A 16,227-nucleotide genomic window follows, 5' to 3' on the forward strand; every position below is an offset into this window, starting at 1 on the left:
CCTACGGGAGCCGGCGCCGGAGGACAAGAGTCAGAGCAGTTCGTCGCGCGAAATACCGCGCCGCTTGACCGTGCGCCGCAACTGGCTCAGCGCCTCGAGCTGGATCTGGCGCACCCGCTCGCGCGTCAATGACAGACGTGCGGCGAGCTCTTCCAGCGTCATCACCTCGCACTCATCCAGCCCGTAGCGGTGACGGATGACCAGGCGCTGCTTCTCGTTGAGCATGCCGATCCACTCACGGATCAGCGCCTCGACCTCGGCATCTTGAATGGACAGATCGGGCGACGCAGCCTGATCATCGGCCAGCGACTCGCCGATCGACAGCGTCGGGTCGATATCCAGCGGCGCATCCAGCGAGGCTGTGTGCTCGCTCAGGGACAGGATCGCCCGCACTTCGTCGACCGACTTGTCCAGCATCGTCGCGACCTGCTCCAGCGTGAACTCGCCATTGCCGGCCGCCTCCAGACTGCGCTGAGCACGCAGGACCTGATTGAGCTCCTTCACCACGTGGACGGGCAGGCGGATCGTGCGCGACTGGTTCATGATCGCCCGCTCGATGTTCTGGCGAATCCACCAAGTCGCGTAGGTCGAGAAACGGAACCCGCGCTCGGGGTCGAACTTTTCCAGCGCGTGCATCAGGCCGAGGTTGCCTTCCTCGACCAGGTCGAGCAGCGGGATGCCGCGGTTCAGGTAATGCTTGGCGATGTTGACGACGAGGCGCAGGTTGCGCTCGATCATCGTCTGGCGGGCCTGGAAATCACCCGTCCTCACCCGCCGCGCCAACGCCGCCTCTTCGTCGGCAGTCAGCAGCGGATTGGCGCCGATCTCATTGAGATAGATCTGGGTAACGTCGCTGAGGAACTCGTTCTCGAACGCCGGCGCAGCCCGCTCGACAAAAACCTCCACCTCGAGGGGCAGATCCGGTTCCTGACTCTCTACATCGTCATGACTTGCCGGATCGTACATAGCCTCCTCGTCAGCGTGCAGGCAAATACTTCAACGGATCCACGGGACGGCCCTGCTTGCGGATCTCGAAATGCACCTTGGGGCGATCGGTGTCGGTGCTTCCGAGTTCTGCAATCTTCTGGCCTTTCGACACCGAATCACCTTCCTTCACCAGCAGCTGCTGGTTATGCGCATAGGCTGTCAGGTAGTTCGCATCGTGCTTGATGATGACCAGTTTTCCATAGCCACGCAAGCCGCTCCCAGAGTACACCACCTTGCCGCCGGCCGAGGCCACCACGGGATCCCCCGCCTTGCCGGCGATGTCGACGCCCTTGTTCGTGCTTTCGTCGAAAGTCTCGATCACCTGGCCGGAAGCCGGCCACAACCACGACGTGTTGCCCGTCGCCTTGTCCGGCTCCGGCGCAGCAGGGACCGGCGCAGCTGGCGTGATCGCGCGCGGATTCAGTGAGGCCCATGCCTCGTCACTATATGGCTGTTTGCCTCCGCGCGGTTCCTGCTTGAAGCCGCCCGCAGCGGGCACAGCATCGCCCGGTGTCTTCACCGGCTGGACGTCCACCGGCTGCGTGATGGCGATCGGCTGGGCGATGGCGCCGGACACCGCACCGGCCGCAGCCGCAGGAGTCGCAGCCGGCGCCGCGCCCACCCGCAAGGCCTGACCAACATGGATCTGATTGGGATCCGCAAGACCGTTCCAGCCGACCAAATCCTTCACCGTGACGCCATACTGGCGCGCAATTCCCAGCAAGGTGTCGCCGGGGCGCACCACGTGCGTCGGGGCCTCCGTCTTCGACACGGTACCGGCGGCAGCCTCGGCTCCCGGCGGAGGGGGCGTACCGTCCCTGACGGGGGCGGGCCGAGGTGCCGCACATCCCACCAGGACGGCGACGAGGCCGCACAACGTCAGCCAACGACGCACATGACCAAACTTCACTGAATCACTCATTCCGTACCAGTCAATAATGGGACGAACCGCACAGCTTCGAGGCGACTCTCCCTGAAAACATTCCCCTGCCGCTCGATCATCACGAGCCTTTGCTCCGTGCCACCGACCGGCAGCATCAGCCGTCCGCCCGGAGCAAGCTGTTCCTTGAGCGAGGTCGGCACGCTCGCCGCGGCAGCCGCAACGATAATCGTGTCATATGGAGCCGCCTCGGGCAAACCCATCGTGCCGTCGGCACATTTCAGGCGAACGTTGGGTAAGCGCAGGGGGCGGAGATTCTCGCGCGCGACATCGAGCAAGGGCCGGATCCGCTCCACCGCATAGACCTCAGTAGCAATGAAGGACAACACCGCGGCCTGGTAACCACAACCGGCTCCGACCTCCAGCGTCCGCCCGAGTTCGCGGCCGGCGCGCAGCGTCTCGATCATCTTCGCCACCACGAAGGGCTGCGAAATAGTCTGCTGATAGCCGATGGGCAGGGCCGTGTCGTCATACGCGCTGTACGCCAGACCCTCTTCCACGAAGGCGTGCCGCGGCACCTGCATCATCGCAGCGAGCACCCTTTCATCCCGGATGCCCTGGGCGCGCAGCCGCTCCACCATGCGGGCCCGCGCGCGCGTCGCGGCCTGGCCCGCATCCGGGCGGCGCAGGCTCATCGCGCCAGCCACTCCGAGACCCCCGACATCATGTTGTAGTGCGTCAGGTCGATCTGCAGCGGCGTAATCGACACAAAGCCTTCCGTCACGGCGTGGAAGTCAGTTCCTTCACCCGCGTCGGCGGCCTGGCCTGCGGGCCCGACCCAATACACCGTCTCGTTGCGCGGCGTGACGCTGCGGATAACCGGCTCGGCCTTGTGGCGCTTGCCCAGCCGCGTGATCTTGTGTCCGCGCAGTTCCTCGTACGGTCGGTCCGGGACGTTCACGTTGAGGAGCACCGGTTGCCGGAACGGCTGGCACTGGAAGCGCGCGGCAAGGTCCCGCGCCACCCGCGCCGCTGCGGAAAAATCGCTCGCCTGCTTGCTCACCAGAGAAATCGCGATCGACGGCACGCCGAGCAGGTAGCCCTCGGTGGCCGCCGCGACGGTGCCTGAATACAGCGTGTCGTCGCCCATGTTGGCGCCATGATTGACACCCGACACGACCATGTCCGGCAGGTGATCGAGCATTCCGGTCACGGCAAGATGCACGCAGTCGGTAGGCGTGCCATTGACGAAATGGAATCCATTGGCCGCACGGCGCAACGACAGGGGACGATCGAGGGTCAGCGAGTTGCTTGCGCCGCTGCGGTCGCGCTCGGGCGCCACGACGGTCACGTCCCCAACCTCGGCAAGGGCTGCCGCCAGGGCGGCGATACCAGGAGCAAAATAACCGTCGTCGTTGCTGACCAGAATGCGCATGTTTTCTTCCGTTCGGAGGGATACAAGCCACGATGCGAGGCCGGATGTATCGCAGAAGCGGCGAAGCATCTTAGCACACCGACACACCCCCGCCCGGTCACCCGGTCAGCCCGACGGAGTGCAGAAAAGCAAAAACCGGCCAGCGGCCGGTTCTTGTTTGAATTTATTGGTCGGGGCGGCGGGATTCGAACTCGCGACCCCTTGCACCCCATGCAAGTGCGCTACCAGGCTGCGCTACGCCCCGACACAAGCCGCCATTATAGCAGCACAATCGGAATTTGCCAGCACCAAATCACGCTTTCAGCACGGCGAGCGTCGCAACAATCTCCGCTCGCACATCGGCGAGCGTTTCACGCAGCCGATCGGATTCCTCGGCCTCTTCCTGCTGATGGATTGCTGATTCGCCGAGCTTGTTGCGCGCACCCGAGATGGTGAAGCCCTCGTCGTACAGGAGCTCGCGGATGCGGCGCACCAGCAGCACTTCGTGATGCTGGTAGTAGCGGCGATTGCCGCGCCGCTTCACCGGTTTGAGCTGAGTGAACTCCTGCTCCCAGTAGCGCAGCACATGCGGCTTCACCGCACACAGCTCGCTTACCTCACCGATCGTGAAGTAGCGCTTGGCCGGAATCGGCGGCAGAGGCCCGGAGGCCTCGTTATGGCTGCTTGCCTGCATCGCTCAGCTGCTCCACGGCTGCCTTCAGCTTCTGACTGGCATGGAAGGTGACCACACGGCGGGCGGTGATCGGAATCTCCTCGCCCGTCTTCGGATTGCGTCCGGGCCGCTGCGGCTTGTCGCGCAATTGGAAATTGCCGAACCCGGAGAGCTTAACCGACTCGCCCTTCTCAAGAGCCAGGCGAATCTCCTCGAAGAAGCCTTCCACCATGTCCTTGGCTTCACGCTTGTTGAGGCCGACACGCTCGAACAGCATGTCGGCCAGCTCTGCTTTGGTCAGGGTCACGTTCATTCTAAGACTATCCACGCAAGCGGGCGCCGAGCACAGTTTCAGCGTGGCGCACAATCGCCGTGACTGCGGCATCCACCTCTGCATCCTCAAGCGTCCGCTGAGTATCTTGCATCAACACCCTGAACGCAAGGCTCTTTTTCCCCGGATCGATGCCCTTGCCATGGTACACATCGAAGAGCTCGACCCCCTTCACCATGGCGGGCGCTGATTCGTTCAGCACCTCGATAACGCGCCCCACCGGCAGCGCCTGCTCGACCACAAGCGCGAGGTCGCGGGTGACCGCGGGCTGCCGCGAGATCTCGACATACGCGGGCAGATCCGCGAGCAGCACCGCATCCATGTCGAACTCGAACACTACCGGCGCAGCACCCAGGTCGTAACGCTGCACCCACACCGGATGCAGCTCACCAACGACGCCGATGCGACGCCCGTCGAGCAGCACCGCTGCGGCACGGCCGGGATGAAGTGCGGGGTCGGATACCGGCTCGAACCTCAGGGTGCGCGGTGCGAACAGCGCCTCGACGTCGCCCTTCACATCATAGAAGTCGACGTTGCGCGTCGACGCCCCCCACTGCTCCGGCAGCGCCGGCCCGGCGGCGAGACCGGCGACAAGCACCGGCTGATGGAAACCCACAACAGGCTCACCGTCCGCCTTGCGTTCAAAGCAGCGCCCGATCTCGAACACGCGCACGCGGTTAAGTTGGCGCTTGCGGTTGGCGACGAGAGTGCCGGCAAGCCCGGGAACCAGACTACTGCGCATCACGCTCATCTGGCTGGCAATCGGGTTCGCAAGCCGGATCGGCGTCTCGTTGGCACAGAAATCACGCTCCCACGCCTCTTCGACGAATGCGTAGTTGACGACCTCTTGGTAGTCGCGTCCGGCCAGCAGATGCCGGACGTCCCAGGTACTGCGGCCGGACTCGGAACGGTCCAGCATCGCCAGACCGCCCTGCGGAGGCACGGCCGGGATGTTGTCGTAGCCGTAGAGTCGCGCAATCTCCTCGATCAGATCCTCTTCGATCTCGATGTCGAAACGGAAGGAAGGAGGCTCGACCAGCAGATCCTCCCCTTCCTGGCGGACACCGAGATGGACTCCACTGAGGAGCTTCACAATCTCGGCGTCATCGGGGCGGATGCCGAGCAGGCGGCGCGCGCGTGCCGGGCGCAGACGGACCGGCTTGCGCGCTGGCAGATGTTCTTTCGAGACTGCCTCGACCACCGGCCCCGCTGCGCCGCCGCAGATCTCGAGGATCAACTGGGTCGCACGCTCAATCGCACCCGCGGCGAGCTCGAAGTCCACGCCGCGCTCGAAGCGGTGCGACGCGTCGGACACGAAACCGTAGTTGCGCGCCCGACCCGCAATCGCATCGGGGGCGAAAAAGGCGCTCTCGAGGAACATATCCGTCGTCTCAAGCGTGATCCCGCTCTCCTCACCGCCCATGATGCCCGCAAGCGCCAACGCACGCGCCTCGTCCGCGATTAGCAGCGTGTCCGCCGCCGGGGTCACTGTCTGCTCGTTGAGCAACAGCACCTGCTCACCCTCGCGCGGATAGCGCACGTGGATCGCACCGGCCAGACGCGAGTCATCGAAAGCATGCAGGGGCTGACCGAGCTCGAGCATCACGTAGTTGGTGACATCGACGAGCGCGCTGATCGAGCGTACGCCGCAACGCTGCAGACGCTGCTTCATCCAGTCCGGCGTCGGCGCCTTCGCATCGACACCGCGCACGATGCGCCCACAGTAACGCGGGCACCCGGCCGGGGCATCCAGAACGATGGCGCGACGGTCGTCGATCGTCGGCGGAACCGTCACGATCTGCGGCGCCGACAAGGGCTGCCCGGTCAGCGCCGCGACCTCGCGTCCAACCCCGAGCAGGCTCAGGCAGTCGGAGCGGTTGGGCGTGAGCTTGATCGTGAACAGCGTGTCGTCGAGCGCAAGGTAGTCGCGCAGGTTCGTGCCGATCGGCGCGTCCTCGGGAAGATCCATCAAGCCGGAGTGATCTTCGGACAGCCCGAGCTCGCGAGCCGAACACAGCATGCCGAAGGACTCCACGCCACGCAGCTTGGCGGCCTTGATCTCGAAGCCCGGCAGCTTCGCACCGACGATGGCGCACGGGACCTTCATGCCCACGGCGGCATTGGGGGCGCCACAGACGATCTGCAGCAGTTCGCCCTGCCCGGCGTCGACCTTGCACAGCTTGAGCTTGTCGGCATTGGGATGTTTTTCCGCCTCGACGATGCGGGCGACGACGACGCCGGTAAAGGGCGGCGCAACCGGCGCGGACTCTTCCACCTCAAGGCCGGCCATCGTCAGGAGATGTCCGAGCGCCTCACTGTCGAGCGGAGGATTGACGAGGCTCCGCAGCCACTGTTCCGAGAATTGCATGATTCGATTACCTGAATTGGCTCAAGAAGCGCAGGTCGCCTTCAAAGAACAGGCGCAGATCGTTGACCCCATAGCGCAGCATCGTGAGGCGGTCCGGCCCCATGCCGAAGGCAAAGCCCGTGTAGCGTTCGGGGTCGATGCCGCCAAAACGCAGCACGTTCGGATGCACCATGCCGCAGCCGGCGATCTCGAGCCAGCGCCCCTTGAGCGCGCCGCTCATGAACGCGACGTCGATCTCGGCACTGGGCTCGGTGAACGGGAAGAAGGAGGGACGGAAGCGCACCTGCAGATCTTCGGTTTCGAAGAACTTGCGCAGGAAGTCGGCGATCACGCCCTTGAGGTCCGCGAAGCTGACGTTCTCGCCGACCCATAGGCCTTCGACCTGGTGAAACATCGGCGAATGCGTGGCGTCCGAATCGACGCGATACACCCGGCCGGGCGCAATGATGCGCAGCTCGGGCAAGTGCTCGGCTCCGGCATGGCGAGCAGCGTGATCGAGCATCGCGCGCACCTGCACGGGACTGGTATGCGTTCGCAGCAACACCTCGTCGTTGCCTTCGAGGTAGAAGGTGTCGTGCATGGAACGCGCCGGGTGGTTTTCCGGCGTGTTGAGCGCGGTGAAGTTGTGCCAGTCAGTCTCGATCTCGGGGCCGTCGGCAACAACGAATCCGATCGAGCGGAAGAGGCCTTCGATGCGTTCCAGCGTGCGACTCACCGGGTGCAACCCGCCGACCGAGCTTCCGCGACCGGGAAGCGTCACATCGAGCGCTTCGGCGGCCAGCTGGGCGAGCAGGGCGGCTTCGCGCAGGGCATTGCGGCGGGCTTCGAGCGCCGCCTCGATCGCGTCCTTGGCGCGGTTGATCTCGGCACCGGCTGCGCGGCGCTCTTCGGGCGCGAGTTTTCCGAGCCCCTTGAGCTGTTCGGTGAGCACGCCCGTCTTGCCGAGAAAGCGCGCCTTGGCCTGTTCGAGCTGGACGCCGTCCGCTGCCGCGGCGAACTCGGCCGCAGCCTGTTGAACGAGTTGATCGAGCTTATCCATTTGCCTGCCGTGGAAAATTCAGGAAAAAAAAAGGAGGCCAGGCCTCCTTTTTTCGTGCTGCGTTTGATTACGCAGCGAGTTTGGCCCGGGCCTGGTCTGCAAGCGCCGCAAAGGCGGGCTTGTCGAAGACGGCCAGGTCGGCCAGCACCTTGCGATCGACTTCGATGGCGGCCTTCTTCAGACCGTTCATGAAGGTGCTGTAGGTCAGACCCACTTCACGCGCAGCGGCGTTGATACGGGCGATCCACAGGGCGCGGAACTGGCGCTTGCGCTGACGACGGTCACGGTAGGCATACTGACCGGCCTTCATCACCGCCTGTTTGGCGATGCGGTATACGTTCTTGCGACGGCCGCGGTAACCCTTGGCCTGATCGAGAACCTTCTTGTGACGCGCGCGGGCGGTTACACCACGTTTAACTCGGGGCATTGCGGTCTCCTATCAAGCGTACGGCAGCATGGCGCGAATCAGCTTCTCGTCGGCGGCGTGGACTTCCGTCATGCCGCGCAGCTGGCGCTTGCTCTTGGTGGTCTTCTTGGTAAGGATGTGGCGCTTGAACGCCTGGGACCGCTTGATCCCACCGCTCGAGCGGACCTTGAACCGCTTCGCGGCCCCGCTCTTGGTCTTCATCTTCGGCATTGCTAACTCCAAAGTTTATGAATGACATCAGGTAGCGTCGCCATGCGGCGCATTTTCAACCCGACACCACTTGTTTTCCGGCACACAAAACTTACGCCGGGGTTTGCCTCCCACCCGGGGACGGGAGACAGATCCTGCAGCCGCGATCAGCGATTCTTCTTGATCGGGGCGATAACCATGACCATCTGACGCCCTTCCATCTTGGGCATCTGCTCGACCTGACCCTGCTCTTCCAGATCGGCCTTGATCCGCTCGAGCTGACGCAGACCGAATTCCTGGTGCGCCATTTCCCGACCGCGGAAACGCAGCGTCACCTTGCACTTGTCACCTTCTTCAAGGAAGCGCTTGAGGTTGCGCAACTTGATCTGGTAGTCGTTTTCGTCGGTGGCAGGCCGGAGCTTGACCTCCTTGATCTGCACCTGTTTCTGCTTGAGCTTGGCTTCGTGGGCCTTTTTCTGTTCCTGGTACTTGAACTTGCCGAAATCCATAACCCGACATACGGGCGGCTGCGCCATCGGCGCGATTTCGACAAGATCGAGACCTGCTTCTTCCGCAGCCTCGAGAGCCGTTCTCAGGGAAACAATACCGATCGGTTCGCCCTCTTCACCGAGCAGACGAACTTCGGGCGCGCTGATCTCCTCATTGACGCGCTGCTTTTTTTCTTGAGCGATGGTTCAGTTCTCCACGAATGCCAAAAAATCAAATCGAGGCCGACCGCGCTTCCACTTCGCGCTGCCAACGCTCGATCAGGGTATCGAGGGTCATCTGGCCAAGATCCTGGCCCCCTCGGGCACGCACGGCAACGAGGCCTGCTGCCTTTTCCTTTTCGCCGATGACGATCTGGTAGGGTAGCTTGTGCACGCTATGTTCGCGTATTTTATAGGTAATCTTCTCGTTACGCAAATCCGCCTCGATCCGGAAACCCGCCCGCTTCAAGCGTTTCGTGACTTCCGTCGCATACTCCGACTGCCCTTCCGAGATATTCAGCACGACCGCCTGCACCGGCGAGAGCCACAGCGGCAGGGCCCCGGCGAAGTGCTCGATGAGAATGCCGATGAAGCGCTCGAGCGAGCCGAGGATCGCACGATGCAGCATCACGGGGAATTTCTTCGTATTGTCCTCGGCGACATATTCGGCTCCGAGACGGACCGGAAGATTGAAGTCGAGCTGCAGCGTGCCGCATTGCCACACGCGATTGAGACAGTCCTTCAAGGAGAACTCGATCTTCGGCCCGTAGAAAGCGCCTTCGCCCGGCTGCAGCTCATAGGCGAGGCCCTGCGCATCGAGCGCGGCAGCAAGCGCCGCCTCGGCCGCATCCCACTGCTCGTCGGTACCGACGCGCTTGTCCGGCCGCGTCGACAGCTTGATCAGGATGTCGTTGAAGCCGAAATCCGCATAGACCTTCTGGAGCAGGCTAATGAACGCCGCCGATTCGGACTGCACCTGATCTTCGGCGCAGAAGATGTGAGCATCGTCCTGCACGAAATTGCGCACACGCATGATGCCGTGCAGCGAGCCGGAAGGCTCGTTGCGATGGCAGGAGCCGAATTCGGCCATCCGCAACGGCAGGTCTCGGTAGCTCTTCAGCCCTTGGTTGAAGATCTGGATGTGGCACGGACAGTTCATCGGTTTCACAGCGTAGTCGCGCTTCTCCGACTGCGTCGTAAACATGAGGTCGGAGTACATACCCCAGTGACCGGACTTCTCCCACAGCGAGCGATCGACGATCTGCGGCGTCTTCACCTCCTGGTAGCCGTTGTCGAGGATCGTGCGGCGCATGTACTGCTCTACCTGCTGCCACAGCGTCCAGCCGTTGGCATGCCAGAACACCATGCCGGGCGCCTCTTCCTGCAGGTGAAAGAGGTCGAGCAGACGGCCGAGCTTGCGATGGTCGCGCTTCTCGGCTTCCTCGAGCATATGGAGATAGCTTTCGAGGTCTTCCTTCTTCGCCCAAGCGGTGCCATAGACGCGCTGGAGCATCTCGTTCTTCGAATCGCCACGCCAGTAGGCGCCCGCAAGCTTGGTCAGCTTGAAGACCTTGAGCTTGCCCGTCGACGGCACATGGGGGCCGCGGCACAGATCGATGAAGTCGCCCTGGCGATAGAGCGAAACGTCCTCGCCCTGCGGGATCGACGCGATGATCTCGGCCTTGTAGTTCTCGCCCTGCGACTTGAAGAACTCGACCGCCTTGTCGCGCGACCATACTTCGCGCGCGACGGAGATCTCGCGCTTGGCGAGTTCGGCCATGCGCTTTTCGATGCTCTCGAGATCTTCGGGAGTAAAGGGGCGCTTGTACGAGAAGTCGTAGTAGAAGCCATTTTCGATCACGGGCCCGATCGTGACCTGCGCGTCCGGGAAGAGCTCCTTCACCGCATGCGCCAGCAGGTGAGCCGTCGAGTGGCGGATGATCTCCACGCCCTCTTCGCTCTTGTCGGTAACGATCGCGAGCGACGCGTCATTCTCGATGCGATGCGAGACATCGACGAGCTTGCCGTCGACTTTGCCGGCAAGGGACGCCTTCGCCAGTCCGGCGCCAATCGACGCAGCCACCTCCAGCACGGTCACCGGATGGTCAAAACTGCGTACGGAACCGTCAGGGAGCGTGATGTTCGGCATGATCTCTAGGCCTCGGACAGGAGTTACAAAAAACGTGGACGAAAAAAAAGTGCGGACGGGCCGCACTTTTTTCCTGGAACACTACAGCGGAGCCCGACTTTTCAGTTTCCGGCTTCAGTAGTAGTTCGGAAGAACATCTTCCTGCTCCATACGTTGGTAGGCGCGATTGGACTCGAACCAACGACCCCCACCATGTCAAGGTGGTGCTCTAACCAGCTGAGCTACGCGCCTGCTAAGAGCTGCGCATTATAGGCACCATATTCGAGGTGCGCAACACCCTTATGAAAATTTCTTCGAAAACGTGGCCCGGTCGATCCGGCCTCATTCCCGGCCATTCAATGACTGGTGCCTTCCTCGCGCGTGATCTTGTTCCAGACGTTGTACTTGCCGACCGGTTTCTTCATCGGCAGACGCTTCACCTCCTCCAGCGTCCTGGCATCATAGACGATCAACGCACCGTCCATCTCCCACAGGCTCGCAAGCGCGTAGCGGCCGTCGCGAGTGAATTCGATGTGCGCGAGGGTCTGCCCGGGTGCGGCCTTAAGCTCCCGGACGATCTCGAGGGTCTGCTTGTCGATGACCTGCAGTGTGTTCTTGGCTTCGCGACTCATCATCGAATCGACGAATGCGTAACGACTGTTCTCGTGACTGCGCAGGAAAAAGCCCGGCCCACGTGTGGGGATGCGCTTCACAACGCTCCAATCCTTGAGATCGATGACCGTGACTTCGGCGGCCTTCAGGTTGGTGCTCGCCATCACGCGCCGACCCTGCCAGTCCCACGAGATGCCGGAGCCGAGATGAGGCATGCCGTCAAGGGCCAGGTCGGCAATCTTGCGCCGCACGTCGAGATGCACGACCTGCCCTACCCCCTCGCGTGAGGCACCGAGGACGGTCGAATAGTCCTGGGTGAAGAAGAAGTCATCGAGCGGATCGGCGAGCGTGGTGCGGCGCGGATTGAGGTAGCCCGGGACGAAAGCGCCTTCACGGTACTTGAAGTCGTGCACGTAGCCAGCGGGAATGTCCTCGGCGTGGCGATCGTAGCTGATCTCCCAGATCTCCGGGACGTCCTTGAGCGCAGCGACGAAGCTGTTGCGCGAGGTGGCCTCGTAGACGGCCGACACGCGCGAACTCGTCTTGCCGTCGCGGTCGGTGACGGGGATGGACTTGAGCAGATTCAGTTCGCCGTCGAGCAACACGAGGGTGTGCGGCAGGTAGTTGGCAACGGCGACGTGCTTGCCGTCGGGCGACACGGCGATGTTACGCGTATTGATGCCGGCGCGAATCTCGGTGACGACCCTGAGGTTCCACAGGTCGTACTTCGTGATCCAGCCGTCGCGGGAGGCGAAAAACACGTAGCGACCGTCGGCGGTGAACTTCGGGCCACCGTGCAGCGCAAGGCGGCTCTGGAAACGATGGATGGGCTCGAGCTTGTCGCCATCAAGCACCGAGACGTGGTGATCACCGGTTTCAACGACGAGGAAGAGGTTCAGCGGATCGGCATCGAACACCGGCTTAGCGGGGAGCGAGGCCGCATCGACATGGGCGATGCGCGAGGCGCGGATGTCGGCCTCGCTCCAGCTCGGCGCGGGAACCACGGGGGTGTATATCCAGGACACGAGTGCGGCGATCTGCTCTTGTGGGATCAGGGCGCCGAAGGGCAACATCTGCGTTGCAGTGCGGCCGTCGCGCACCACCGTCGCCGCCTCCTCCTTGCGCAGGCGGGCGAGGTTTTCAGGCAGCAGCGCGGGACCGGTGGCGCCGAGCCGGTCGGGGCCGTGACAGGCGGCGCAGTGCTGCCGATAGAGCGCTGCCGGGCCGTCCTCTCCCTTAGAGTCGGCAGCATGCAGCGCGAGCGCCGCGCCGACGAGAAAACCGGACAGGATCAGGATGCGGCGGATGGGCGACGCTAGCGCGTGCATGGATTTCATGGTGCCCCCGGATCAGGCGGTGCGCCGCTGCGGAACGAAAGGGGTGGTCACGACACGCTCGCCGACGACCTCGCCCGCTGCAATGCCGATTTCGGTGTCGTCCAGGTAGCAGCCGGGATCCTCGGCCCAAGGGTCGCCGGTAATCTGCTGCGCCCGCACGCGCGAGCTGCCGTTGCAGATATCGAGGTATCGGCAGGCACCGCAGCGTCCGGACAGGGTCCGCGGATGCTGCTTGAGTCCTGCCATCAGCGGATTGGCAAGATCGCTCCAGATCTCCGAGAACTTTCGCTCGCGGACGTTGCCGAGCGGCACGTGCCACCACATGGTGTCGGGATGGACGACGCCGAGGTTGTCGATGTTGGCGACGTTCACGCCGCTAGCGTTGCCGCCCCACTGCGCGAGTTTGCCGCGAATATGCTCGACATGTTCCGGAAAGCGTCGGGCGACCCAGTGCAGCAGATAGACGCCGTCGGCATCGTTGTTGCCGGTGACGAAGTCCTTTTCGATACCACGCCGATGCAGGTCGAGGCAGGTTTCGAAAAGCAGCTCCATCGCGTCGCGCGTGGTCTGGTGTCGGGCGTCGTCTGCGCGGTGCTTGTTGCCGCGGCCGGCGTAGTTGAGGTGCGAGAAATAGAACTTGTCGATGCCTTCGTCCTCGACGAGGCGCAGTAGCGCCGGCAGGTCGTACGCGTTGTCCTCGGTCATCGTGTAGCGCACGCCGACCTTGATGCCTCGTGCGAGGCACAGGCGAATGCCCGCCATCGAGGCCTCGAAGGCGCCTTCCAGGCGCCGGAACTTGTCGTGCGTTGCTCCGATACCGTCCAGGCTGACCCCGACATAGTCGAAGCCGGTATCGGCAATCTTGTCGATATTGCCTTCGTCGATCAGCGTGCCGTTACTGGACAGCCCGACATAGAAGCCCATTCCCTTCGCACGCCGGCCGATCTCGAAGATATCGGGCCGCAGCAGCGGCTCACCACCGGAGAGGATCAGCACCGGCACACGGAAGGCCTTGAGGTCGTCCATGACGCGGAAGACATCGGCGGTCGACAGCTCGCCGGGGAAATCCTTGTCGGCCGAGATCGAATAGCAGTGCTTGCAGGTGAGGTTGCAGCGTCGGATCAGGTTCCAGATGACGACGGGGCCGGGCGGATTACGGCGCGGCGCGACGGGCGTCGGGTGGTCGAGTTCGCGAATGAAGTTCGAGATGCGGAACATGGTTTCTCTCCGAGGTCCCGGCCATTAGAGCGCGGACATGCGGGCACAGAAATGACGCTCATCAAGCGGGCTGAAACCGCCAGAGGGGATCAGCCCGATGCGGCGATGCGCAGGCCGGTTTTTTTTAGGATCGCTGACGAGAACAGCACGTCGCGGGCACGGCAAGCCCCCGGGAAGCGCGCCTCGAGCCGGGCAGCGATGTCTTCGAGTTCGGCACGCACGGCGTCATGACTGCGGCCGTGGAGCATCGCGAACAGGTTGTAGGGCCAGTCAGGAAGGCTGCGCGGCCTGCGATAGCAATGTGTAACGGCGGCAAGCGAACCCAACCACTCACCGACGGCGTCGATCGTTCCGTCGGCGACATCCCACACGCTCATGCCGTTGGCGGTGTAACCGATGGCGTAATGGTTCGGCACGGCGCCGATGCGCCGGATCACACCGCGATCGAGCATGGACCGGATTTGCGCGAGCAGTTCTTCCGGGGTAATCCCGAGGTCGCGCGCGACCGTACCCCAAGGATCGGACACAAGGGGCAGTCCTCCCTGGGTCGCGACGATGATGCGGCGCTCCAATTCGTCTGCTGCGGTCCTGGCCATCACGCCTCCAGCTTCATTTCGACGAAGTACTCGCGCTCCTTCGGAAACAGGAACACGGGCACCCCCGTCGCCGCCTCGATGCGGCGCGCGCTGTCGGCAATGCCGTCGGGCCGCTCGGTAGCGAGCACGAACCACATGTTGAGAGCGTGTTCGCGCCGGTAGTTGTGCGCAACTTCGGGAAAATCATTGACCTGCGCGGCCACACGGTCGAAGTCCGCTTCGGGGATGCTCATCGCAGCAAGGCAGAACGCCCCGCCGATGCGCTCGATCTGGAACATGGGGCCGAAGCGTGTCAGCACGCGCTCGTCGAGGAGCCGCTGCAGACGCCTGAGGACCTCCTCCTCCGGGAGCCCAAGACGTGCCCCGACGTCGGCGAACGGTCGCTGTGATAGCGGGAAATCGCCTTGCAGCGCGTTGATCAGCGCGCGGTCGATGTTGTCGAGCACCACAGACGTCGCGCGAGAAGTGCGGCGCTCGCTCATCGACTGGCGTCCGTCAGGTAACAGGCCCCCTGCTGCTTGAAGCGGCGGCAACTGAAGAGCACATCGTGCGCCCAGCGGTCGAGGCCGAGCCGCGCCGCAATGTCGGCACGTGCCGCGTGGACGGCCTCGCGCGAACGCCCATGTATCATGCAGAAAAGATTGTAAGGCCAGCCGGGCAGCACACGCCGGCGGCGATAGCACAACGTGACCGCCTGCTCGGCTGCGAGCAGGCGGCCGACGCGGCTCACCCCCTCGTCCGGAACGTCCCAGACGCACATTGCGTTGGCATGAAAACCGAGTTCGTGATGGCGCACGACGATCCCGAAGCGCTTGACGATGCCCTCGGCGAGCCAGCGCTCAAGCAATTCGATGACCATCGCCTCGCTGATCCCGGCCCTGCGCCCCAACGCATCGAACGGACGCGACTCGAGTGGCAGGCCGTCCTGCAGCGCGCGCATCAGCTCGCGCTCCAGCCCCGGCAACGCACAAGCCTCCGTCGCAATCGGCTGCGCCAAGATGACCGCGTCCCGGCTTCCCCCGCGTGCCGCGCCGCCACCAGTCAGATCGAAGCCGAGATCGATGTGGAACTCCTCTTCCAACGGCAACACGATCACGCCACAGCGCGTGTCCCGCTCAATGCCGGCGACGATGTCCTGCAACCGTCCCGACGATGCCGCGGTGACGACGAACCACAGGTTGTACGCGTGCTCGCGCTGGTAATTGTGATTGACCTCGGCAACCGCGCTGACGCGAGCGGCGATCTCCTCGAGCCTTTCGGCCGGTGCGGCGAGTGCAGCCAAGGCGCTGGCGCCGATGCGGCGCGGAGCGAACACCGCGCCGACGCGACTGATGACGCCCGACGCCCGCCATGCGTGAAGTGCATCCAACACCTCGTCTTCGCGCAGGCCACATGCGGCCGCAAGCGCCGCAAAGGGTCGATCTACAAGCGGAAAACCGCGCTGGAAGTCGTTGAGGAGGCGGAAGATGCTTGAACCGGCTACGGTAACGGGGATCTGCGTCGCTTCGGGTTCGACCGCATGTGCGCCATGACAACCCAT

The 16,227-nt window shown here is 63.5% G+C and carries 17 protein-coding genes and 2 tRNA genes; all 19 read right to left on the reverse strand.

Annotation, left to right across the window (positions count from 1 at the left end; genetic code table 11):
* Positions 1-30: 30 nt before the first annotated feature.
* The gene (rpoS, locus tag ToN1_RS07275) at positions 31-966 is read right to left on the reverse strand and encodes an RNA polymerase sigma factor RpoS (protein ID WP_169207862.1); all 936 of its coding nucleotides are present in this window, start codon (positions 964-966) and stop codon (positions 31-33) included.
* A gap of 10 nt (positions 967-976) precedes the next feature.
* The gene (locus ToN1_RS07280; protein WP_169207861.1) at positions 977-1,909 is read right to left on the reverse strand and encodes a peptidoglycan DD-metalloendopeptidase family protein; all 933 of its coding nucleotides are present in this window, start codon (positions 1,907-1,909) and stop codon (positions 977-979) included.
* The gene (locus ToN1_RS07285; RefSeq protein ID WP_169207860.1) at positions 1,906-2,562 is read right to left on the reverse strand and encodes a protein-L-isoaspartate(D-aspartate) O-methyltransferase; all 657 of its coding nucleotides are present in this window, start codon (positions 2,560-2,562) and stop codon (positions 1,906-1,908) included. The genes ToN1_RS07280 and ToN1_RS07285 overlap by 4 nt, the downstream gene beginning before the upstream one ends.
* Positions 2,559-3,302, reverse strand: coding sequence for a 5'/3'-nucleotidase SurE (gene surE / locus ToN1_RS07290; protein WP_169207859.1), 744 nt, complete (start codon positions 3,300-3,302; stop codon positions 2,559-2,561). The genes ToN1_RS07285 and surE overlap by 4 nt, the downstream gene beginning before the upstream one ends.
* A 167-nt stretch (positions 3,303-3,469) precedes the next feature.
* Positions 3,470-3,546 (reverse strand) — tRNA-Pro (locus ToN1_RS07295).
* A 48-nt stretch (positions 3,547-3,594) separates the two neighbouring features.
* On the reverse strand, positions 3,595-3,975 hold the full coding sequence (locus ToN1_RS07300; protein ID WP_169207858.1) for a MerR family transcriptional regulator: 381 nt from the start codon (positions 3,973-3,975) through the stop codon (positions 3,595-3,597).
* Positions 3,956-4,267: an integration host factor subunit alpha gene (locus ToN1_RS07305; protein ID WP_076602264.1), complete on the reverse strand. Its 312-nt coding sequence runs from the start codon at positions 4,265-4,267 to the stop codon at positions 3,956-3,958. Before ToN1_RS07305 ends, ToN1_RS07300 begins: the two co-directional genes overlap by 20 nt.
* Positions 4,268-4,274: 7 nt before the next feature.
* Entirely contained in the window at positions 4,275-6,653 is a 2,379-nt protein-coding gene (gene pheT, locus ToN1_RS07310; RefSeq protein WP_169207857.1) for a phenylalanine--tRNA ligase subunit beta, read from the reverse strand.
* A gap of 7 nt (positions 6,654-6,660) precedes the next feature.
* Entirely contained in the window at positions 6,661-7,692 is a 1,032-nt protein-coding gene (gene pheS / locus ToN1_RS07315) for a phenylalanine--tRNA ligase subunit alpha (RefSeq protein WP_169207856.1), read from the reverse strand.
* 67 nt (positions 7,693-7,759) lie between these two features.
* Positions 7,760-8,119: a 50S ribosomal protein L20 gene (gene rplT, locus ToN1_RS07320; protein ID WP_018988925.1), complete on the reverse strand. Its 360-nt coding sequence runs from the start codon at positions 8,117-8,119 to the stop codon at positions 7,760-7,762.
* Positions 8,120-8,131: 12 nt separating this feature from the next.
* Positions 8,132-8,329, reverse strand: a complete 198-nt coding sequence (gene rpmI / locus ToN1_RS07325; RefSeq protein ID WP_076602261.1) for a 50S ribosomal protein L35 — start codon at positions 8,327-8,329, stop codon at positions 8,132-8,134.
* 146 nt (positions 8,330-8,475) lie between these two features.
* Positions 8,476-9,000: a translation initiation factor IF-3 gene (gene infC, locus ToN1_RS07330; protein WP_169207877.1), complete on the reverse strand. Its 525-nt coding sequence runs from the start codon at positions 8,998-9,000 to the stop codon at positions 8,476-8,478.
* 28 nt (positions 9,001-9,028) lie between these two features.
* Positions 9,029-10,945: a threonine--tRNA ligase gene (gene thrS / locus ToN1_RS07335; RefSeq protein WP_169207855.1), complete on the reverse strand. Its 1,917-nt coding sequence runs from the start codon at positions 10,943-10,945 to the stop codon at positions 9,029-9,031.
* A 154-nt stretch (positions 10,946-11,099) separates the two neighbouring features.
* A tRNA-Val gene (locus tag ToN1_RS07340) sits at positions 11,100-11,176 on the reverse strand.
* A gap of 104 nt (positions 11,177-11,280) precedes the next feature.
* The gene (locus tag ToN1_RS07345) at positions 11,281-12,873 is read right to left on the reverse strand and encodes a nitrite reductase (RefSeq protein ID WP_169207854.1); all 1,593 of its coding nucleotides are present in this window, start codon (positions 12,871-12,873) and stop codon (positions 11,281-11,283) included.
* A gap of 12 nt (positions 12,874-12,885) precedes the next feature.
* Entirely contained in the window at positions 12,886-14,091 is a 1,206-nt protein-coding gene (gene nirJ, locus ToN1_RS07350; RefSeq protein WP_169207853.1) for a heme d1 biosynthesis radical SAM protein NirJ, read from the reverse strand.
* 89 nt (positions 14,092-14,180) lie between these two features.
* Positions 14,181-14,687: a siroheme decarboxylase subunit beta gene (gene ahbB / locus ToN1_RS07355; RefSeq protein WP_169207852.1), complete on the reverse strand. Its 507-nt coding sequence runs from the start codon at positions 14,685-14,687 to the stop codon at positions 14,181-14,183.
* Positions 14,687-15,169 (reverse strand): Lrp/AsnC family transcriptional regulator, encoded by a 483-nt coding sequence (locus ToN1_RS07360; protein WP_169207851.1) that lies wholly within the window; start codon positions 15,167-15,169, stop codon positions 14,687-14,689. Before ToN1_RS07360 ends, ahbB (ToN1_RS07355) begins: the two co-directional genes overlap by 1 nt.
* Positions 15,166-16,227: a siroheme decarboxylase subunit beta gene (gene ahbB, locus ToN1_RS07365; protein ID WP_169207850.1), complete on the reverse strand. Its 1,062-nt coding sequence runs from the start codon at positions 16,225-16,227 to the stop codon at positions 15,166-15,168. The genes ToN1_RS07360 and ahbB (ToN1_RS07365) overlap by 4 nt, the downstream gene beginning before the upstream one ends.

The organism is Aromatoleum petrolei (assembly GCF_017894385.1).
Lineage (GTDB): Bacteria > Pseudomonadota > Gammaproteobacteria > Burkholderiales > Rhodocyclaceae > Aromatoleum > Aromatoleum petrolei.